This is a genomic window from Tatumella citrea (genome assembly GCF_002163585.1).
In the GTDB taxonomy this organism is placed as follows: domain Bacteria; phylum Pseudomonadota; class Gammaproteobacteria; order Enterobacterales; family Enterobacteriaceae; genus Tatumella; species Tatumella citrea.
Map to the genome: position 1 here is coordinate 137145 of NZ_CP015579.1, position 19963 is coordinate 157107.

20 protein-coding genes are annotated in these 19963 nt (G+C 48.1%); 6 read left to right on the top strand and 14 right to left on the bottom strand.

Features of this window, described 5'->3' with window-relative positions; translation table 11 throughout:
* Position 1: 1 nt before the first annotated feature.
* Positions 2–631 (bottom strand): GntR family transcriptional regulator, encoded by a 630-nt coding sequence (locus A7K98_RS00805; protein ID WP_087486849.1) that lies wholly within the window; start codon positions 629–631, stop codon positions 2–4.
* A 370-nt stretch (positions 632–1001) separates the two neighbouring features.
* On the opposite strand from A7K98_RS00805, the gene A7K98_RS00810 reads away from it, so the two are divergent.
* A complete protein-coding gene (locus A7K98_RS00810; protein ID WP_087486850.1) occupies positions 1002–1553 on the top strand; it encodes a flavodoxin family protein in 552 nt (183 codons plus the stop codon).
* A gap of 134 nt (positions 1554–1687) precedes the next feature.
* Here A7K98_RS00810 and A7K98_RS00815 read toward each other — a convergent pair whose 3' ends face one another.
* Positions 1688–2833 carry a glycerate kinase gene (locus A7K98_RS00815; RefSeq protein WP_087486851.1) on the bottom strand — a complete coding sequence of 382 codons (1146 nt, stop codon included), beginning with the start codon at positions 2831–2833 and terminating at the stop codon, positions 1688–1690.
* 574 nt (positions 2834–3407) lie between these two features.
* The gene (locus A7K98_RS00820; RefSeq protein WP_087486852.1) at positions 3408–4577 is read right to left on the bottom strand and encodes an MFS transporter; all 1170 of its coding nucleotides are present in this window, start codon (positions 4575–4577) and stop codon (positions 3408–3410) included.
* Positions 4578–4682: 105 nt separating this feature from the next.
* Between A7K98_RS00820 and A7K98_RS00825 the strand changes: the two genes are divergently transcribed.
* The 3 genes from A7K98_RS00825 to A7K98_RS00835 all read left to right on the top strand — a co-directional run bounded on the left by A7K98_RS00825 (position 4683) and on the right by A7K98_RS00835 (position 8013).
* A complete protein-coding gene (locus tag A7K98_RS00825) occupies positions 4683–5474 on the top strand; it encodes an AraC family transcriptional regulator (protein ID WP_087486853.1) in 792 nt (263 codons plus the stop codon).
* A gap of 364 nt (positions 5475–5838) precedes the next feature.
* Positions 5839–6615, top strand: a complete 777-nt coding sequence (locus A7K98_RS00830) for a histidine phosphatase family protein (protein ID WP_087486854.1) — start codon at positions 5839–5841, stop codon at positions 6613–6615.
* Positions 6616–6684: 69 nt separating this feature from the next.
* Positions 6685–8013, top strand: a complete 1329-nt coding sequence (locus A7K98_RS00835; RefSeq protein ID WP_087486855.1) for an OprD family outer membrane porin — start codon at positions 6685–6687, stop codon at positions 8011–8013.
* Between the two features lie 94 nt (positions 8014–8107).
* On the opposite strand, the gene A7K98_RS00840 is transcribed toward A7K98_RS00835, so the two are convergent.
* A complete protein-coding gene (locus tag A7K98_RS00840; RefSeq protein WP_087486856.1) occupies positions 8108–9025 on the bottom strand; it encodes a LysR family transcriptional regulator in 918 nt (305 codons plus the stop codon).
* 125 nt (positions 9026–9150) lie between these two features.
* On the opposite strand from A7K98_RS00840, the gene A7K98_RS00845 reads away from it, so the two are divergent.
* Complete coding sequence (locus tag A7K98_RS00845; RefSeq protein WP_087486857.1) at positions 9151–10182, top strand: aromatic ring-hydroxylating oxygenase subunit alpha; 1032 nt, start codon at positions 9151–9153, stop codon at positions 10180–10182.
* An 11-nt stretch (positions 10183–10193) separates the two neighbouring features.
* On the top strand, positions 10194–11162 hold the full coding sequence (locus A7K98_RS00850; protein ID WP_087486858.1) for a PDR/VanB family oxidoreductase: 969 nt from the start codon (positions 10194–10196) through the stop codon (positions 11160–11162).
* Positions 11163–11362: 200 nt separating this feature from the next.
* On the opposite strand, the gene fis is transcribed toward A7K98_RS00850, so the two are convergent.
* From fis to msrP, 10 genes are all read right to left on the bottom strand, one after another.
* Complete coding sequence (gene fis, locus A7K98_RS00855) at positions 11363–11659, bottom strand: DNA-binding transcriptional regulator Fis (protein ID WP_000462905.1); 297 nt, start codon at positions 11657–11659, stop codon at positions 11363–11365.
* A gap of 24 nt (positions 11660–11683) precedes the next feature.
* The gene (gene dusB / locus A7K98_RS00860) at positions 11684–12649 is read right to left on the bottom strand and encodes a tRNA dihydrouridine synthase DusB (protein WP_038016779.1); all 966 of its coding nucleotides are present in this window, start codon (positions 12647–12649) and stop codon (positions 11684–11686) included.
* 384 nt (positions 12650–13033) lie between these two features.
* Positions 13034–13915 carry a 50S ribosomal protein L11 methyltransferase gene (prmA, locus tag A7K98_RS00865; protein WP_087486859.1) on the bottom strand — a complete coding sequence of 294 codons (882 nt, stop codon included), beginning with the start codon at positions 13913–13915 and terminating at the stop codon, positions 13034–13036.
* A gap of 11 nt (positions 13916–13926) precedes the next feature.
* Positions 13927–15390, bottom strand: coding sequence for a sodium/pantothenate symporter (gene panF / locus A7K98_RS00870; RefSeq protein WP_198361126.1), 1464 nt, complete (start codon positions 15388–15390; stop codon positions 13927–13929).
* Positions 15374–15616, bottom strand: coding sequence for a YhdT family protein (locus A7K98_RS00875; RefSeq protein ID WP_087486861.1), 243 nt, complete (start codon positions 15614–15616; stop codon positions 15374–15376). Before A7K98_RS00875 ends, panF begins: the two co-directional genes overlap by 17 nt.
* Positions 15617–15684: 68 nt before the next feature.
* Positions 15685–17034 carry an acetyl-CoA carboxylase biotin carboxylase subunit gene (gene accC / locus A7K98_RS00880; protein WP_087486862.1) on the bottom strand — a complete coding sequence of 450 codons (1350 nt, stop codon included), beginning with the start codon at positions 17032–17034 and terminating at the stop codon, positions 15685–15687.
* A 10-nt stretch (positions 17035–17044) separates the two neighbouring features.
* A complete protein-coding gene (gene accB, locus A7K98_RS00885; RefSeq protein ID WP_087486863.1) occupies positions 17045–17509 on the bottom strand; it encodes an acetyl-CoA carboxylase biotin carboxyl carrier protein in 465 nt (154 codons plus the stop codon).
* Between the two features lie 21 nt (positions 17510–17530).
* A complete protein-coding gene (gene aroQ, locus A7K98_RS00890; RefSeq protein WP_087486864.1) occupies positions 17531–17983 on the bottom strand; it encodes a type II 3-dehydroquinate dehydratase in 453 nt (150 codons plus the stop codon).
* A 228-nt stretch (positions 17984–18211) separates the two neighbouring features.
* Positions 18212–18826 carry a protein-methionine-sulfoxide reductase heme-binding subunit MsrQ gene (gene msrQ, locus A7K98_RS00895; protein WP_087486865.1) on the bottom strand — a complete coding sequence of 205 codons (615 nt, stop codon included), beginning with the start codon at positions 18824–18826 and terminating at the stop codon, positions 18212–18214.
* Positions 18826–19836 (bottom strand): protein-methionine-sulfoxide reductase catalytic subunit MsrP, encoded by a 1011-nt coding sequence (gene msrP, locus A7K98_RS00900; protein ID WP_087486866.1) that lies wholly within the window; start codon positions 19834–19836, stop codon positions 18826–18828. Before msrP ends, msrQ begins: the two co-directional genes overlap by 1 nt.
* Positions 19837–19963 lie beyond the last annotated feature (127 nt).

The window sequence follows — 19963 nt, forward strand, 5'->3', positions numbered from 1 at the left end:
TTTAAGGGGTGATAAGCATCATCAGTCGGGTGCTCATAGCATCCTGCAGGTGATCCTGAATTTTCAGCCGGGCGATTTCAGCTTCACCATTGCAAATACATTCAATGATTTCGATATGCTCTTTAATCGCCCGGCGGGTACGTTCCGGGTCATAATTCTTAATTCCCTGCAAGACCAGACCGCTCTGTAAACGCAGATTGGCGTACATCGTGATCAGCCTGAGATTGCCGGTCATCCGAAACATCTCATCATGAAACTGCCAACCCAGTTCCTGTGCTTGTGCAGTATCGGGATAAGGTTGACTGAGTAACTGGCGCATTTTTTTGGCAATTGCCATCAGGTTGTCAGGGTTTCCTTTTTGAGCGGCAAGACTGGCCGCCATACCTTCCAGTGCCAGCCTGACTTCATGAATTTCCTGTAAATCAGTCAGTGAAAGCTGACGAACGAAAGTGCCTCGCATCGGAGAAACTTCAAGCAACCCTTCCTGAGCCAGCATACGAATAGCTTCACGCACCAGCATTCGGCCTACACCGAACTGCAATGAGATTCCTCGCTCCGAAAGCACTTCTCCTGGCTGCAATTCCTTATCGATAATCATCTGACGCAAGCGTGAATAAGCATCATTTCCCATAAAATTTCCCTCAGGGTTACCACTGGTATACCAGGTGTGCAAATTTCATACCATTCACAAACGGCAGGATTAAAAAATATTTATTTTCATATGCTTATTTTTATTTGTGAGACGGTTCTATTATCATTTATGGGCCGTACCTGAAAATATTGAACCGGTATGGTGCGTTGTGAGGACTTTGCTGTGCGATGAGTATCACAGAGGAAACGGCTGCTTTTACGACCATGTTCATGATCAGCTTTACTATTCAACAGGGGTTTATCAGATAACAGGGGGGTGATTATTCATCAAAAACCGCCCATGATAGACAACGAAGTATTCTGAATAATTACCGTGCAAGTCTGGCGGTTAACTCAACAGAGAGGTTTACATGTCAGGTATTTATGTCGTCTACTTTTCAGGCTATGGTCATACACAGCGAGTAGCTGAGAGTGTTGCTGATGGGGCTCAGGCCGGATTAATCGCTATCGATAACAACGGTGAAATTACTGAGCAGGACTGGGAAAAGCTGAACAGTGCTGATGCTATTATTTTTGGTGCACCAACTTATATGGGAAGTGCTCCGTGGCAGTTCAAAAAGTTTGCCGATGCCAGTTCGAAGGCCTGGTTTACCCGCCAATGGCAGGATAAAGTTTTTGGTGGTTTCACTAACAGTGCCAGCCTGAACGGGGATAAGCAAAACACCCTGATTTTCTTCCAGACGCTGGCCGCACAACATGGCGGGATTTGGGTGAGTCTGGGTCTGCTGCCTGCTAATACTTCTGCTGCAACCCGTGAAGATCTCAATAATCTGGGAGGGTCTGCCGGGCCATTAATCCAGTCACCTTCTGATGCCGGAGCTGATGTTATTCCTTCCGGTGATCTGGCTACTGCACGCCAGTATGGCACCAGGGTCGCCAGTATTTCTGCCCGTTTAAAATAAGCTTTTATGATGCATCCAGGAGGCGACATTGCCTCCTGTTTTATCTTTGTAGCCTGAATAATGAGTGGTTCAGACCTCTTAACTAACCAGTGTGCGCTATTATCCGAAGCAGATTAACTGCCCCATATTACCTGTCAGACTGCCGACAGCTTTAACAATCTTGCGATATTTTCGCAGGTACGCTGGATATTTTCAGGCCCACTGGAGAGCAAATTATCGATATTATCGGCCTGCGGAATAATTCCAAAAATGGCATCAATTCCCTTGTCATAGAGTACGTCTGTGCCACTACCAATGCTTCCTGCAACCGCGATAACCGGAACACCGACCGCTTTTGCCGCTTGCGCTACCCCAAATGGCGTTTTTCCAAAACGAGTCTGATGATCAATGCGGCCTTCACCTGTGAAGCAGTAATCGGCGCCAGAAAGGTGCTGCCGTAACCCACTATATTCCAGAACAATATCAATGCCCTTACGGAGTTCACAGTTGGTAAATGCCAGTAAGCCGGCCCCCAGGCCTCCTGCTGCACCCGCACCAGGCTGGCTGGCAATATCCTTACCCAGTTGCTGATGAATTAATTGCGCGTAATGGGCCAGATTATGATCGAGCAGCCTGACCATTTCCGGAGTGGCTCCCTTCTGAGGACCGAAAATAGCGGAAGCTCCTTGCTCGCCACATAAAGGATTCGTGACATCACAGGCCACCAGGATATTTACTGTCGACAGGCGAGGGTCAAGTGTTGAAACATCAATCCTTTGGAGTGCGCCAAGGGCAGCACCTCCGGCGGGTAGTTGCTGATTATCCTTACCATAAAACCTTGCTCCCAGTGCTTCTGCCATCCCGGCTCCGCCATCATTGGTCGCACTTCCTCCAATCCCTAAGATAATCTGTCGGATACCTTTGTCCAGACAGGCGCGGATTAGCTGACCAGTACCATAAGTTGTGGTCTGCAAAGGATTACGCTCACCCGCCCGGGTATGTTGAATACCACTGGCTGAAGCCATCTCTATAATAGCGATATAACCATCACCGCTGATACCATAAGAGGCTTCGACTGGTGTGCCGGAAGGGCCGGTTACTGTCATTGTAAAAAGTGTGCCGCCGGTCGCATCAACCAGAGATTGTGTTGTGCCTTCTCCTCCGTCTGCCATAGGAACATGAATATAATGGGCATCCGGGTAAACAGCTCTCAGACCACGTTCCATAGCCACACAAACTTCCTTTGCTGTCATGCTTTCCTTGAAGGAGTCCGGGGCTAAAACAAAAGTTCTGGTATTCATATCGTCATCCTTTCTCAGACCTGATAGCCACACAATAAAGCGGCCACGATAACCATGGTACCGTTGTCTGCACCTTTTCAGGCAACTGGTTAAACGCTGTTTAATCGTTAAATTTCAGATTACTTAATTTTCTATGCCTGCCGCGATTAAGATTTCCGGGTTCAATGCAGGACAGGTGGCTTATCGTCGCGGTATCAGCGCAGCGGGTAATAATGAACAAGGCAAAAACCGGCAGTGCAGAATAAAAATTACAGCGAAAAATTGCTAAGGATATGCACCGCACCACATGACAAAACAGAAGCAGAAATGCTGAAATCGTGGGATTTATTCTGGCATTGTTAGCCTGAAGGAGCTATGTGCAGGATAACTAAAATGGATGTGATTTCAGGCCGATTTTTGTGTATTTACCCCATAACATGAGAATAGGCTCACATTACGGATATTTAGCGGAGCTACTGAACCGAACCGGCATAGGATATGCACAAAAGGTAACAGAAGAATAAGTTGCCATCGTCAGAATCCATCGGGTTACGGCGTGGCTGCCAGGGCACGGATTCTCCGCGCCCGGCAATTATCAGTGATGGTCCAGAGCCCTGTGTTGTGCCGCGTTATAACCAAAATAAGCCATCAGCAATGACAGTAATATCAGAATTATCAGTGGCGAGTGCCAGTTACCGGACAAATCGTGCAATTTCCCCATCAGAGGTGGTCCTGACGCCGCCAACAGATAACCAACGCACTGGGCCATGCCGGAGAGTGCTGCCGCCTGTAATGCCGAACCGGAGCGTAACCCGATAAATGTCAGGCCAAGAATAATGACTGCTCCACAGCTAAAGCCAAATAGCGATACCCAGAGCCCTGATAGCCCGGGAAATATGAGCAGCCCAAGTAGGCTCAGGGTACACAGCAATACCAGAATCACGGTGATACCTTGCTGGCCTTTCAGCTTGCGCAGTGCAATACCAGCCAGTAGACCGGGAATAGCTGAAGTTAACTGCATTAAACCATGCAGCGATCCTGCCTGTTCGTTGCTATATCCCTGAGCCGTCAGAATCGCCGGAAGCCAGCTGACAATAACATAGTAAATCAGTGAGTTAGAACCCATGAATAACGTAACATGCCAGGCGATTTTTGATCGCCACACCAGATGGTGGGCATTGCCTGTTCCGGCGACCACAGCTGCAGGTGCGGAAGCCTTCAACTGAGGTAGCCAGACTATCAGAGCGACCAGAGGGAAAATACCCAACGTCAGCAATGCACCCGTCCAGCCAATGCCAAGATGAGTTAAAGGAACCATTGCCGCAGAACCTGCCGCGGCAAACAGCCCCATAACCAACGAATATTTACCAATGACCTCAGCGACTCGTTGCGGGTAGTGACGCTTTACCAGAGAGGGTAATAGCACATTCCCTAAAGCAATACCGCAACCAATAATGGCGGTGCCTGGATAAAGTGTGAATACGCTACCCAGAGAACGGCAAACAATCCCCAGAAGAATGATGAGCAGGGCTGCAAAAAGTACCCGTTCAGCACCAAAGCGATGTGCCAACCCTGCCGACAAAGGGGAGATAATGGCAAATGCCAGAAGGGGCAGAGTAGTAAGAATACCAATACTCACATCGCTCAGCGAGAACGACTGCGCTATCGGATGGAGTAATGGAGATACGCCGGTAAAAGTTACCCGCAGACACCCCGCAATCAGAAAAATACCTGCCAGTAGCAAGGTAGAAGTCGTTTTATTCAAAAGAAGCCTCTGTCAGTCACACTATCAGTTACAGCCATAATAGCCGTTGCCCGGCTGTGTTAAATCAGGCTAAATTGACAATCAATCGCTGAATTCGGACAGATTATGCAATTTGAATTAATGCTTGATGGATACAATGCTAATGAAGATCATTCACCTGCGACTGCTTTTCGTATTGCTGGTTCAGATAATCAGAGTGAGTCCCCGCGTCACAGCCATCGCAAAGGCCAGCTGATTCTGGCATTGCATGGTGGGGTCACCTGCCGTGTTATGGATGCATTGTGGAGTGTCCCGAAAAATTATGCGCTGTGGATTCCGGGAGGAATAGAACACTCCAATCATGTCACCCGGAACGCACGATTATGCTTTGTCTTCATTGAACCAAATGCGACAGTAATGCCGGATTATTGCTGTACCCTGGCACTACCAGCTCTGGTGAGAGAAGTTATTCTCCATCTGTGCACCACTGTCTCTCAGCCGGATGATGCCGCCAGACAGCGACTGGTTCAGGTTTTGTTCGATCAACTGCCACAAACACCAAATAACCAGTACTACCTTCCTTATCCTGAGGATAAACGTCTGCGGCGGATGGTGGAATTTATGAGAAAGACTCCGGAAAATATGCAGTCTCAGCATTACTGGGCTGCCACTCTGGGGATGAGCGAGCGTAATTTATCACGGTTAGTGATTCGCGAAACTGGAATGAATTTTCGCCGCTGGAAACAGCAATTACAGCTGATTCTGGCAATAGAATATTTGCTGGAAGGTGAGAGTGTTCAGCAAACGGCTTCCCGCTTAGGTTATGATTCTGCGACGGCATTCATCAACATGTTTAAAAATTGTATGAAACAGACACCCGGACACTGGCTGGCCATGTTAACCAGTCAACAGGGGTAAATAAAAATAATGTCTCACTGTGACTGGTCGTGTATTTATAGTAATGGAAATTTATTAACGACTGGAATTAAAAATCAGAATTAACAATGTGAGCCTCATTTCTGATTCTTCCCGCTTGTTTTTCTTTTTCTGTGAATTATATTAAACAGTAGTGTTACGCAAGCAGTTATTAACTCTGGCGTTTTTATGATCGAATACATGTTTGTTAATGCGTGTTTCTGTATGCAATTAATATCATTATGAGCATTTTCACATATTAAAACCAACCATTTATCAGAGAAATGAATTCTGGTTTACTTTATTCGTGGACGGAGAAAGTCAATCATTGCCCTTCCGGAAAGTTAATCTGATAAAAGGAATTAATATGAGTAAATCATTTCTATGTATCATCATGATGTTAGGGGCTTCAGCGTGCTCTGCTTCTGAGAATAACAGTGATGAAATAACACTTTATTTTGCCCGCCACGGTGAAACATTGCTGAATAATCTGGAGCACGTGCAAGGCTGGGCTGACGCTCCCCTTACAGATGAGGGTCGGAAAGTCGCCCGTTATCTTGGCGAGGGGCTAAAAAAGATACCGTTCGACCAGTTTTATTCTGGTGATGTTGGCCGGCAGCGTGACACACTTAAAATTATTCTTAGTCAGACAGGCCATCTGCCGGAAACAAAATTTAAAGAGTTTTCAGGATTAAGGGAATCATTTTTTGGGAGTTTTGAAGGGTTACGTGCTGAAGAGATGTTTGAGGCCAGTGCGCAGGTATTAGGTTTACCAGATACCAAAGCTTTGCTGGCAGATATGGTGGCTGGCAAAGTGTCGATTAAAAAAATGCAGGATGCCATTGCCGCCGCTGACCCAAAAAGGATGGCAGAAAACTATCAACAGGTTAAGACGCGTACTCATACCACCGTCAGCGAAATTATCAACTCAGCCAGGGAAAATAAAGACAGAAATATTCTTATTGTAACATCCGGGATGACCATAATGAATTTGGTTTATGAACTGACAGATAAACCACTACAGATAAAACCATTATCTAATGCGGCAGTAGTGAAAATAACTTATAGCAATGGGAAATATAAAGTTATTGAGCCAGGAACGCTTCGTTATGTTAATAACGGGAAGTTGTTACTGGCCGACTGACCTAAGGAAAGTTAGTCATCAGGAAAATACACTACCGTAACCGGGGGTTCTCCTGGCCGGGAGGTAAATATGGATATAAGATTCAGAGGCTGGATAGCTACACTTATTTTTATTCCTGGTATCCAGTCTGCAGTTGCAGGGGCTGACAGGGTATATACGCAACCGTGGTACGATTTTCTTGACCAGTCGGAAATGACTTTATCGTTAAAAAATTACTGGGCAAGGCTTTCTGAAGACGAGACTGAATCCAGAAAAGTACATAATGCCTGGGGGCAGGGGGCCGAAGTCTCTTTTCATTCCGGGGATATTGCCGGTATTTTAGGCGCTGACGTGACCTGGACAAAGGCTGTAAAACTGGCCGCCAGTGATTATTTCGATACTCGTGGCGTATTATACGACTCCCGGCACCAGAGTAATAAACGTAGTGCGGCAGGTTATCAAAAATTTACTCAGCGTAATCTCAGACTCCAATACAAGTTTGCTGATACTGATCTCAAAGCCAGAGTCGGATGGATGCCTTTGAAAAACTTTGGGGTCATCACCGCCTCCCGTCGGTTGTCACTGACCTCTTATTCCGGATGGTATGGAGACATTAGTTATAACAACTACTGGCTACAGGGGGGAATCATGAAGAAATCCATGAGCAGAAGTTCCCCTGAAAATGTGCAGTTTATGGGAAATGACCGGCAGACTATTCGCTCATTAAGTACGATTGATCTGCGCCGGTTTGATAAACAGCTTGAACTGAGTTATGCCTGGGGAGAAAGCAGGAATTACCTCTCACGGCATATTTTACAGGGAACGTTGAAACCGACAGACTCACTTGCTCTGAACGCGCAGGTCTATCTGACAAGGGCGTTAGCGCAATACCGGGCGATGCCTGCTGTCTACCGTGACTTTGACGGGCAGGCGCAGCATTACACGCTTGAAGCATTGACTAATAGTAACGACTGGCAAACGCGCTGGTCGGTCAGTTATACCTCGGCGCCTAAACGGGACAAGGTAGGGACTTACCCGTATCATATGAGCAAAAATTCCCGCGGAACCTTCAACGGAATGTCGAAGGCCGGGAATGATTATAACCGTGATCGGGAAACTGTTCTTTCAGGCATGGTGGGATACCAGTTAACACCGGAGATCAATTCAGGATTTATAGGTACGGTGGCCAGATTTAGTTACCAGTCAGTACCTGTAACTACCGGCGAGCTTAACTTTTTTACACGCTGGAATCCTGCAAGGAAGTTGCTGAGCAATCTGTCAGTTTCAACAATGTTCGGTCCGGGATGGTCTTATAAAACGGGCAGTGGTAAAACACCTGTGCTGAAAGAAGGCCGTTTTCAACGAGCCAACAGCTTTGCTGGTGAGCTGGTGGCAGAGTATAAATTTGGCCTTTATTAGTCGCTGTGAGATGGCGTGTATTTTTTTCAGAGTACAAGCGGCTATCTGTATGTTACTTACTCTGAGATCTTCTGACAGATAACTGAAACGGTCTTCAGTGATGAAGACCGTTGTTCATTGTTTCGATAATTCCTGACAGTCGCTGGATGACATGCTGGGCTGCTCTTGAGAGTTGGCGGGAAGGTGCCGTGCATAATCCCAGAGTGATAGGTCTCATCTCACTATTTTTAAGTGGAATAAAGCACAACCGCTTCAGGCTAATATCTTCCATAACATCCAGCCGGCTGAGGACGGAAATACCTGCTCCACGAGCGACCAGGCTACGGATTAGACGAATATCATTACATGAAATTACTGACTCCGGTGCCTGCCCTGAACGGTTGTAAAGTGACTGGACCCGTTCATGCACGACCAGTCCACTGCCAGGAATGATATGCCGCTCGTCACGCAGTTCAGAAAGAGAAATTACAGGGCCTGAGCTGAGTGGATGTTGTGGAGGCAGGATCACACCCATTTCAAGCTCAGCGAATGCGATCACTTCGATCCCACTCACTGCTCCCGGATCGAGAATCAGACCGAAATCAACTTCTGAATCTCTGACCATTCTTGTGACCACTGCACTACTTTCAACCAGCAACTGCAGATTAAGCCACTCCTGTTCGTGGGCGATAGCTGAAATTTCTCCACATAATGCACCTTCGGTCAGAGCCTGAACTAATCCGACGGTCACCTTGCCACGCTTCAGGCCCTGGATTTCATCAAAACGTTGCTGCGTCAGGCTGAAATCACGTTGCCAGCGGAGCAGGTCGCTGTACAACAACTCCCCTGCTGTAGTCATACGCATCCCTTCGGGCAGCCTTTCGAACAGGGCAATCCCAAAACTGTCCTCTGCCTGCAGAATCTGGCGGTTGATCGCCGATGCTGAAACATGCAGCTTCTCGGCGGCTTTGCGCAGGCTGCCGCTACGGGCAACTTCGGCGAAATAAACGGCGAAACGTGAGAAAGGAGTCATGAGTTACCTGTACTGTTTTTTGCAACACATACCTGCATTAATGCTGATGGACTGATACACCTTAGTTCACACAGAATGTCCTGACAATATCTAAGCCATTACACCTGACTGAATCGGACGCTGCTATGAATAAAATTTTACCTCCTGCACATTGTACGTTTGAACCGGATGACTGGATGCGTCTGGCACGTCACTGGCATCCGGTTGCCCGTTCGGTTGATGTCACTACTTCGCCTTACAAAACTGTGTTGCTGGATGAACAGCTGGTGGTGTACAGAACCGGTGAGGAGGTGGTGGTGGCTAAAGACATTTGCCCGCATCGGGGTGTTCCTCTTAGCCTGGGTTTTGCCGACGAAGGTGGCATTGTTTGCCCCTACCACGGCCTGAGATTTGGTGCTGGCGGGAAATGTAATCGTATTCCTTCTAGCCCGGATCAGGCTATTCCTGCAAAGCTTAATCTCACTACATTTGGCGTAGAAGAACGCTATGGACTGGTCTGGGTTTGCATGCTACCTGACCCGGAAAATCCGGTCAGCCTGCCTGTTATGCCATTGTGGGATGAACCCGGTTTTCAACAGATCAACTGCCCGGGTTTTGATGTCAACGGATTTGCAGGGCGTCAGGTGGAAGGATTTCTTGATGTGGCGCATTTTGCATGGATTCACACTGATACTTTTGCTGATCCTGCAAATCAGCTGGTACCGGCGTATAACCCGGTCGATACCGGATATGGCTTCAGTGTTGATTACTGGAGTAGCGTCAGCAACTATGCCGCTGATTCTGAGAATCAGGCTCCGGAAGGTTTTTCATGGTTACGGCATTTTGAAATGCACCTGCCTTTCACCGCTACGCTGACTATCCATTTTCCGGGAGAATCCCGACTGGTCATTATGAATGCAGCTTCTCCGGTCTCAGCCAGGAAGACCCGCATGTTTGCTCCAATTGCCAGAAATTTTGATCTGCATATCCCGGTTCAGGATGTGTATGACTTTAATCAGCGGGTGTTTGAAGAGGACCGGCTGATGGTAGAAACACAAATGCCTGAGAATCTGCCGCTGGATCTGACCATGGAAGCGCACATCCCTGCAGACAGAAGCTCAATTGCCTATCGCCGTAGCCTGAAAAAAATGGGCTTCGGCGAGTTTTTCCTGGTCTAGGGAGTCATGTGATGACGATATCCGTTGAAGTAATTGTCGATGCACTGTACCGCCAGGGAGACAATAATCTCGGGGTAACTCTGGTGTCCCGGGATGGGCAGCCGCTTCCCGGGTGGACTCCGGGAGCGCATATCAACCTTCATCTGCACAACAACCTGATCCGCCCGTATTCTCTGACTGGCAGGGGAGATAACCCCTTGCAGTACGAAATCTGTATCGCACGGGAAAAAACATCCCGGGGAGGATCTGCCTATGTACACGATGTGTTACGTCCAGGTCAGGTGGTAACAATTTCTGAGCCAAAAAATCTGTTCCCGCTGGTCCCGGCGAAAAAGGTAATTTTACTGGCTGCCGGTATTGGAATTACACCGCTGTATGCGATGGCAGAAACACTTGAGGCAACGGGTGTACCCTTTGCACTCCATTACTATCTGAAAACCCGAAGTAGCGCAGCATTTTCCCGTGAACTTTCCCGGCCGCTGCAGCATGGGCAATGCGGATTCTGGTACAGCAGTGACGGGCATTCACCAAGAACGCATATCCCTGAAGAGCTACTGACCCCTTCTGCGGATACTCATATATATTTGTGTGGCCCGGAAGGGTTTATGCAAAAGATGACTGAAAATGCTCTCCGACAGGGCTGGCAGGCAGACAATATCCATACCGAGGCTTTCCGCCCACCGGAAATCCCGCAATCTGCCGATGATAGTGGTGCGTTTACCGTCACGCTGGCCTCAACCGGTGAACAGTTTATGGTACCGGCGGATAAAACCATTGCTGTCGTGCTGTTGGAAAATGGTGTCGATGTGCCTCTTTCCTGTGAAATGGGCATGTGTGGAGCCTGTCTGACACCAGTGGTGTCCGGCAATGTGGATCACCGGGATACAGTTCAGTCAGAAACGGAAAAATCTGCCGAACAACAGCACATTGCCCTGTGTTGTTCCCGTAGCCATTCCGGAGAGTTGGTGGTCGCCTTGTGATTTGAATTGCCATATCAGATGAAGTGAAGTCGCAGTGTATGGCTGCTATAAGGCAAGGTGCGAAAAAAATTATGAACATAAACGCCAGATGCCGCGCTTTGGTGAAGGTCCAGAGAAAAGCCTGCTCGACGCCCATAAATAAAAAGGCACTGTCCTCGTCAGGATAGTGCCTTTCTTTTCAAACTGTCAGGTATGAACGATTAGTTCATGCCGTACTTTTTCAGTTTTTTACGCAGAGTACCACGGTTAATACCCATCATCAGCGCTGCACGGGTCTGGTTGCCACGGGTGTACTGCATCACCATGTCCAACAAAGGCTGTTCAACTTCAGCCAATACCAGCTCATACAGGTCATTAACATCCTGACCATTTAACTGAGCAAAATAGTTCTTCAGTGCTTGTTTAACCGAGTCACGAAGTGGTTTTTGAGTTACCTGATCCTGTGAATTCACGGTAGAAACGGTCAGTACGTCAGAATTTACGCGTTGTTCGAACATAGTTCTTTCAGCTCTTTTTTTCGTTTACGCAAGATTTTCGAAGTATGCCTCCAACGCCTCCAGTTGTTCACTGGCATCCTCTATGGCGTTGAATGTGCGCCGAAACTGGTCATCAGGAGCATGTTCCTGCAGGTACCAGGAAACGTGTTTTCGGGCAATACGGTATCCTTTGCCATGACCGTAAAAGTCGTGCAGCTGCCGTATATGTCCAATCAGCATTTGCTTCACCTCAGCGAGTGGCTTTGGCGCAAGCAGCTCCCCTGTGTCCAGATAATGCTGGATTTCCCGGAAGATCCACGGTCTTCCCTGAGCTGCACGGCCTATCATCAGAGCATCAGCTCCGGTGTAGTCGAGCACAGCCCTGGCTTTATGCGGGTCAGTAATGTCTCCATTCGCGATGACGGGAATGGACACGTTCTGCTTAACTGTCCGAATGCTGTCGTATTCTGCGTTACCGTTAAACAGACAAGCCCGGGTTCGTCCGTGAATAGTTAACGCCTGAATGCCACAACGTTCAGCCAATTGGGCAATTTCTATGCAATTGCGATTTTCGGTATCCCAGCCAGTACGAATCTTCAGAGTCACCGGCACATCAACTTCATTCACTACCGCCCGCAGAATAGACTCTACCAGCGACGGATGCTGAAGCAATGCAGAACCAGCCATCTTTCGGTTCACTTTTTTGGCGGGGCATCCCATGTTGATATCAATGATCTGAGCACCGGATTCTGCATTAATCCGTGCAGCCGCAGCCATCTCATCAGGGTCACCACCGGCAATTTGTACTGAGCGAATACCCGGCTCATCACTATGCACCATACGCAATCTGGATTTGTCACTGGCCCAAACTTCCGGGTTCGATGACATCATCTCTGATACCGTCATACCTGCACCGTTTTCGAAACAAAGCGTACGAAATGGCCTGTCGGTAATACCGGCCATTGGCGCAGCTATCAGTCGGTTTCGGAGCTGGTATGATCCAATGCGCATGGAAAAGAGATGACCTTATATGTTCGCAAGGCGGCGTATATTACGCATTTTTTTGCGAAGATGAAAGGCCAAACTTTGAACAATATACCGTCATTGATCACGTAATTTCATCTTTCCCGAACGACTAATTTAACATAAGTAAAAATATCAATAACTTATATTAAATCTTTGGTCTGGTGGCTTGAAAAAATTCTTTCTTTCGCCCTGATATACCAGATAAAAAATAGCCCGAAGGACAATTTACAGCATATCTACAGTATAAAATTTGTCATAAAAGGGCAGATGCCCGCTAAAAAATTGCCAGCCGGTGATCGCAGACCAGCACTTTTAGTGATGAGAACCCGGCCGAAAATCAGGCGGCCGGTTCTCTGGCATTCAGCAGGCTTATTTCCGCTGACCAGTAATCCGGCACCATTCTTCTTTCTCAGCAACCGGATCCAGAACAAACTTGTCAGTATAGGCTGCACAAACATCGTCGGCCTGGCTTGCCAGAACACCAGAAAGTGCCAGTTTACCGCCACTGACCGGTAGCACACCGATTAACGGAGCCAACTCGCGAAGCGGGCCCGCCAGAATATTAGCCACTACGACATCGGCACTTAATTCGGCTGGCTGCTGATGCGGCAGGTAGAGATCCAGTTTATCGGAGACTCCGTTACGTTCCGCATTATCACGGCTTGCCTGAATAGCCTGAGGATCGATATCGATACCGATAGCATGACGGGCGCCCAGTTTAAGTGCGGCGATCGCCAGGATCCCCGAACCACAACCGAAGTCGATCACTGTTTTTCCGGTCAGATCCTGACTATCCAGCCAGCTCAGACACAACGAAGTCGTCGGATGGGTGCCGGTACCAAAGGCCAGTCCGGGATCCAGCATGACATTGACTGCATCCGGGTCCGGAACATCCCGCCAGCTTGGGCAAATCCACAGTCGCTTGCCGAAACACATTGGATGGAAATTATCCATCCATTCACGTTCCCAGTCTTTATCTTCAATCTGTTCAATTTTATAACGGAAACCCGGGCCCGGTTGTGGTTGCTGCTCCAACATGCCGATCACCTGCTGCATATCGGTTTCAGCATCAAACAAGCCTATGGCATCCGTATCTCCCCACAACCGTGTCTCTCCTGGCAGTGGTTCATACACCGGATTGTCGTGTGTATCCTGAAAAGTGACAGACACTGCACCACTTTCAATCAGTGCATCACCCGTCTCTTCAGCATGAGCACCAGAGGTGTTAATTTTGATTTGGATCCAAGGCATAACGTATCTCTTTATCTCTTCACACCCGGCAACAGGGCGCGGGGTGTCGGTTTACCCAGCCGGTTCCCAATCAGAAACGCGGCCAGACTTAGTAACAGTGACGGAACTATTGGATGGAAATTCCACCAATGAATATTAAAACTGGCCAGCAGGGCATAGCTCACCGCCCCGCACACCATACTGCAGATAGCACCTGCTGCATTTGCCGGCTTCCAGTATAAACCCAGTAGCAATGGCCAGAGAAATACCGTTTCCAGCGCTCCGAATGCCATCAGGTTCATCCAGATAATCATATCTGGTGGACGCCATGCCGTCAGTATCAGAAGCAGCCCTAACGCCAGTGTCAACAAAGTAGACAGGCGGCGTAAATGGCGCTCATCAGTAGATCGTTGCGGCGATATTCTCAGGTACAGATCTTTAATAATCGTCGCAGACGCCTGAAGTAAGTGAGCATTCACATTCGACATAATTGCAGCCATTGGAGCTGCAAGAAATACTCCGGCAGCAAACGGCGGAAGCACTTTTATCATCAGAGTTGGAATGACAAGGTCAGGTACCGTCAGATTTGGAATGACTGCGCGGCCTAATGCGCCGGCCAGGTGCATTCCCAGCATCAGTAGTGTCATCATCAGGGTGCCAATGAAAATCCCACGATGCATTGCTTTACTGTCGCGATATGCAATGCTGCGAATCGCGGTATTTGGCAGTCCAAGCACTCCAAAGCAAACCAGCACAGTAAATGAGGCCAGCAGATGACCATTGATAATGTTACCGGCGCCTTGCGGTTCGGTCAGCAACGGATTGATGGATTTCAGGGTTGCCACTGCCTGCGACGGACCTCCGGCGGCATGAAGCACCGCAATCAGTAACAGGGCAGTCCCTGCCAGCATGACAATGCCCTGCATGGCATCGTTCAGTACACTGGCCCGAAAACCTCCCAGTGCTGTATAGAGAGCGATTACGCCACCAAAAATCAACAATCCACGGGTGTAAGGAACACCTGCCACCGTTTCCAGTAATCTGGCCCCGCCAATAAACTGTACCGTCATTACGGCAATAAAGGCCAGCAACAGCGTAATACTGGCCAGCCAGACGACCAGTGAGCTGCGGAAATGAGCATACAGAATATCGTTAAGGGTGACGGCGTTATAATGCCTGGCCAGAATGGCAAACTTTTTACCGAGTACACCTAATGACAGCCAGACCGTGGGCACCTGTACCATTGCCAGAAACACCCAACCCAGTCCGTATTTATAAGCAGCCCCTGGACCTCCGACAAATGAACTGGCACTGACATAGGCAGTGGTGAGTGTCATTGCCAGTAAAAAACCGCCCAGTGTTCTGCCACCAAGAAAATATTCGCTCAGAAAAGAACCTTTGGCTCGTTTTTGCTGCCACATGGCAAACAGTGACAGGGCAGCAACGACCAGCAGATAGGCCAGAAGAGGGATCATTATTTTAGTGTTCACCGTCATCCTCCAGCGGGATGTCGCGAAATATAAAACGCAGCATCAGAGCACATAAAAACAGAAATAACAGCGGTGCAAACAGGCAGGATAATTCAAACCATCGGGGAAAACCGGTGATACCAGCAGTATTTCCTCCCAGATATGCGCTTACAGACCAGGTAACCAGCCAGCAAATAGTCAGAAATAATGACCAGCGAGCCTCTTTATGGGCCTGAATAAAGCGAGAATCCATCGCAAACCTCAACGATCAGACAAATAAAAAGGCCGGATAATCCGGCCTTGGGGTAAATCCAGAAAAAATTATCTTTCCTGCAGACCCAGCTTTTTCTCCAGATAGTGGATATTGGTTCCACCCGCCTGGAAATGCTCGTCAGCCATAATTTTTAACTGTAAATCGATGTTGGTTTTAATACCGTCAATAATCAGCTCACCCAGCGCATTGATCATGCGGGAGATGGCGACCTCACGGGTTTCACCGTAAGTGATCAGTTTACCAATCATTGAATCGTAATACGGCGGTACGGAATAGCCGGAATAAATATGTGATTCCCAGCGAACGCCGAAGCCACCCGGTGCATGAAAACGAGTAATTTTCCCCGGGCTTGGCAGGAAGGTATTCGGGTCTTCGGCATTAATACGACATTCAATCGCATGGCCGCGTACCACAACATCTTCCTGTTTAATACTCAGCGGCTGACCAGCAGCAACACGTAATTGTTCTTTGATCAGATCCACGCCAGTGATCATTTCAGTCACCGGATGCTCAACCTGAATACGGGTGTTCATTTCGATGAAATAGAACTCGCCATTTTCAAATAAGAACTCAAACGTACCTGCTCCACGGTAACCAATATCGATACATGCCTGAGTACAGCGGGTACCGATAAATTTACGCAGTTCCGGAGTAATTCCCGGTGCAGGCGCTTCTTCAACCACTTTCTGATGGCGGCGTTGCATTGAACAGTCACGTTCTGCCAGATAAACAGCATTACCCTGACCATCAGCCATTACCTGGATTTCCACATGGCGAGGATTTTCCAGGTATTTTTCCATATAAACCATATCGTTGTTGAAAGCCGCTTTAGCTTCCGCACGAGTCATAGTAATGGATTGCTCAAGATCTTTTTCGCCACGGACTACACGCATACCGCGTCCGCCGCCGCCGCCTGAGGCTTTAACGATGATCGGATAACCGATGCGTTTCGCGATTTCACGGTTTTTGTCCATGTCATCGCCCAGGAATCCGTCAGATCCTGGTACGCAAGGAACACCTGCTTTTTTCATCGCGTGGATAGCAGAAACTTTATCACCCATCAGACGGATGGTATCGGCTTTCGGGCCAATGAAAACAAAGCCTGAGCGTTCAACCTGCTCGGCAAAATCGGCGTTTTCAGATAAAAATCCGTATCCCGGGTGAATAGCATCAGCACCGGTAATTTCTGCGGCTGAAATCAGAGCAGGAATGTTCAGATAGCTTTTAACCGACTGGGCAGGACCGATACAGACGGTTTCATCTGCCAACAGTACGTGCTTTAAGTCACGATCCGCGGTGGAATGCACAGCTACAGTTTTGATGCCCAGTTCTTTACAGGCACGCAAAATACGCAGGGCAATTTCACCACGGTTAGCAATAACTATTTTTTCCAACATGGTTGCCTCGTTATTCGATGACGACCAGTGGCTCGTCAAATTCAACAGGTTGGCCGCTTTCTACCAGGATCGCTTTGACAACACCAGATTTATCGGCTTCGATCTGGTTCATCATTTTCATTGCTTCAACGATGCACAGTGTTTCACCGGCAGTCACTTTTTGTCCGACTTCCACAAATGCTTTAGCATCCGGGCTCGGGGTACGGTAGAAAGTACCAACCATTGGTGAACGAACGATGTGACCACTCAGCTCTTTGCTGGCAGCTGCAGGTTCTGCTGCAGGAGCTGCGGCGGCCGGAGCAGCAACCGGAGCTTGTACCATTGGTGCAGCATAAGCCTGCTGCATAACCGGGTAACCCATGTTAGCAGGGGTACGGCTGATACGAACTGACTCCTCACCTTCTGAAATTTCGAGTTCAGCGATGCCGGATTCTTCAACCAGTTCGATCAGTTTTTTAATTTTACGAATATCCATGAGTGTGGTTCCGTACTCTGTTTAATTTGAATTTGACAGGCGTTTAACTGCCGTATGTAAAGCCCATGTGTATCCGTCGGGGCCTAGTCCGCAAATAATGCCGGCGGCAACATCCGAAAGATAAGAATGGTGGCGGAAAGGTTCACGAGCATGCACATTCGTCAGGTGCACTTCGATGAAAGGAATGCTAACCGCCAGCAATGCATCACGCAGGGCTACGCTGGTGTGCGTAAATGCGGCAGGATTAATAATAATATAATCCACATTGCCTCGTGCCTCGTGAATACGGTCAATCAGCTGATATTCCGCATTCGATTGCAGGTGACTAATCCTCACATTTAGTTCCTGTGCGAGCTGATTCAATCCACTGGTAATATCCTGCAATGTGGTGTGACCATAGGTCTCCGGTTCACGGGTACCCAGTAAATTAAGGTTCGGACCATTCAGAACTAAAATATGAAAGTTATCAGCCATCGTGTGGCTATCTCCTGCAATAATAAAGACATCGCGTAAAATACTCTCCCTGCCATCATTTGTCACCCATTCTGATGAAAAAGACAGTTTGAGAGGGGGAGTGTTTTTTAATTATACCTGTTTCGTCGCATTTCGCCGCAGGTTAGTCAATTTATCTGCGAAGTTTATCACTTATACGCCTGTGGAGTTTTTTAACAGAATTTAACGGCAGAAGCCAATCAGATAAATTTAGAAGCCGTTTTTTCGCAGCAATTTTTTGTAACGGAGCCCAAATAACAGTAATGCCAGAGCAAACCAGAGAAAAGGTTGTGGGGAATATGCCTTTACAGACCACAGATAATGTACCGGAACGAGAATGGCCAGCAAATAAATACCATTATGCAGTTTTTGCCAGCGCGGTCCCATTCGGATCTGTATGCGACGAAATGAGGTGATTGCCAGAGAAAACAGCACTACCCAACTGATCATACCGAGAGTCAGATAGGGGCGACGGACAATTTCCTGGCCCAGCAACGAAATATTATGTACCCCCAATTCCAGGAAATAGTAGCTCAGCAAATGCAGTGTTGCCCATGCAAAACACCATAAACCAATCAGTCTGCGACAACGCATGAGCAATGGCTGATGCAGCCAGCGTGAGAGCGGGCTGACCAGCAGTGTCAGCAGTAATAGTTTTAACCCAATCAGGCCGGTGAAGTGCTGAATATCTTTGGCAGGATCGGCACTAAATTCACCAGCACGTACTGCGAGCACCAGATAAACAAACGGACTGAAAGCAAGAATGTGCAGCAGACATTTGAATACCACCAGTAACCGTGGTGTCCGGTTGTTCTGTGCTGCCATTAAAAGTTTCTCCGTAAGTCCATGCCTTTATATAAAGAAGCCACCTGGTCGGCATAGCCGTTAAACATCAGTGTCGGCTGGCGACTGACATCAAATAACCCACCGGCGCCAATAAATCGTTCTGTAGCCTGTGACCAGCGTGGGTGATCAACATGTGGATTAACGTTGGCATAGAAACCATATTCGTTTGAGGCCAGCAGATTCCAGGTGGAAGGGGGTTGTTCGCTGGTCAGACTGATTTTTACTATCGATTTGATACCCTTGAAGCCATATTTCCACGGCACAATCAGCCTTAGTGGAGCACCATTTTGTGGTGGCAAACTCTTACCATAAACACCCGTGGTCATCAGAGTCAGTGGATTCATAGCCTCATCCAGCCGTAATCCTTCAACGTATGGATAATGCAGGCCGGCGCTGTTCAGACTCTCCTGTTGTCCTGGCATCTGCTGTGGATCATACAGAGTCTGAAAAGCAACATAGCGTGCATTGCTGGTGGGCTCGGCCATTTTCAGTAATGATGCCAGACTGAAACCGATCCACGGCACTACCATTGACCATGCTTCGACACAACGCATCCGGTAAATACGTTGTTCCATAGGAAACTTTTTAAAAATATCTTCCATGCTAAGTGTCAGCGGTCGGGCGACTTCACCATCAATACTGATTTGCCAGGGTTCGGTTTTGAAATGTGTGGCATTAGCAGCAGGGTCCGCCTTATCCATTCCGAACTCGTAGAAGTTATTGTAGCCTTCAACTTTGTTCTCCGGAGTCATTGTCAGTTTAGCCTGCCACTCAGCAGGAGAGCTGAACTGAAGCGGGTGCGTTCCGCTGGCCGGCGCAGGGCCGCCTGAAGAGCCAGTCAGCCAGTCAGTAAACCCGGCATTAGCTGTATCTGGTAGTGTCAGTGCAGCGGCAGCACCGCTGATCCCCAGTAACTTCAGAAGATCGCGTCGGGAACGATTAAAGATCTGCTCAGGGGTAACATCGGATTCTTTTAACGGCTTACTCATTAGCAGGCTCCATTCCGTGTGTGTGCTGAATATCTGACGTTGTCTCGTATTTATCAGAAACGTCTTAGTGACATGCTTTCATCATATCCGGCGAAGATTTGTTCTGATATCGGAATAACGTAAAAAA

Coding starts and splice junctions, on each gene's coding strand:
- A7K98_RS00805 (WP_087486849.1), bottom strand. CDS start 631: ATGGGAAATGATGCTTATTCACGCTTGCGTCAGATGATTATCGATAAG.
- A7K98_RS00810 (WP_087486850.1), top strand. CDS start 1,002: ATGTCAGGTATTTATGTCGTCTACTTTTCAGGCTATGGTCATACACAG.
- A7K98_RS00815 (WP_087486851.1), bottom strand. CDS start 2,833: ATGAATACCAGAACTTTTGTTTTAGCCCCGGACTCCTTCAAGGAAAGC.
- A7K98_RS00825 (WP_087486853.1), top strand. CDS start 4,683: ATGCAATTTGAATTAATGCTTGATGGATACAATGCTAATGAAGATCAT.
- A7K98_RS00830 (WP_087486854.1), top strand. CDS start 5,839: ATGAGTAAATCATTTCTATGTATCATCATGATGTTAGGGGCTTCAGCG.
- A7K98_RS00835 (WP_087486855.1), top strand. CDS start 6,685: ATGGATATAAGATTCAGAGGCTGGATAGCTACACTTATTTTTATTCCT.
- A7K98_RS00840 (WP_087486856.1), bottom strand. CDS start 9,025: ATGACTCCTTTCTCACGTTTCGCCGTTTATTTCGCCGAAGTTGCCCGT.
- A7K98_RS00845 (WP_087486857.1), top strand. CDS start 9,151: ATGAATAAAATTTTACCTCCTGCACATTGTACGTTTGAACCGGATGAC.
- A7K98_RS00850 (WP_087486858.1), top strand. CDS start 10,194: ATGACGATATCCGTTGAAGTAATTGTCGATGCACTGTACCGCCAGGGA.
- fis (WP_000462905.1), bottom strand. CDS start 11,659: ATGTTCGAACAACGCGTAAATTCTGACGTACTGACCGTTTCTACCGTG.
- dusB (WP_038016779.1), bottom strand. CDS start 12,649: ATGCGCATTGGATCATACCAGCTCCGAAACCGACTGATAGCTGCGCCA.
- prmA (WP_087486859.1), bottom strand. CDS start 13,915: ATGCCTTGGATCCAAATCAAAATTAACACCTCTGGTGCTCATGCTGAA.
- panF (WP_198361126.1), bottom strand. CDS start 15,390: ATGACGGTGAACACTAAAATAATGATCCCTCTTCTGGCCTATCTGCTG.
- A7K98_RS00875 (WP_087486861.1), bottom strand. CDS start 15,616: ATGGATTCTCGCTTTATTCAGGCCCATAAAGAGGCTCGCTGGTCATTA.
- accC (WP_087486862.1), bottom strand. CDS start 17,034: ATGTTGGAAAAAATAGTTATTGCTAACCGTGGTGAAATTGCCCTGCGT.
- accB (WP_087486863.1), bottom strand. CDS start 17,509: ATGGATATTCGTAAAATTAAAAAACTGATCGAACTGGTTGAAGAATCC.
- aroQ (WP_087486864.1), bottom strand. CDS start 17,983: ATGGCTGATAACTTTCATATTTTAGTTCTGAATGGTCCGAACCTTAAT.
- msrQ (WP_087486865.1), bottom strand. CDS start 18,826: ATGGCAGCACAGAACAACCGGACACCACGGTTACTGGTGGTATTCAAA.
- msrP (WP_087486866.1), bottom strand. CDS start 19,836: ATGAGTAAGCCGTTAAAAGAATCCGATGTTACCCCTGAGCAGATCTTT.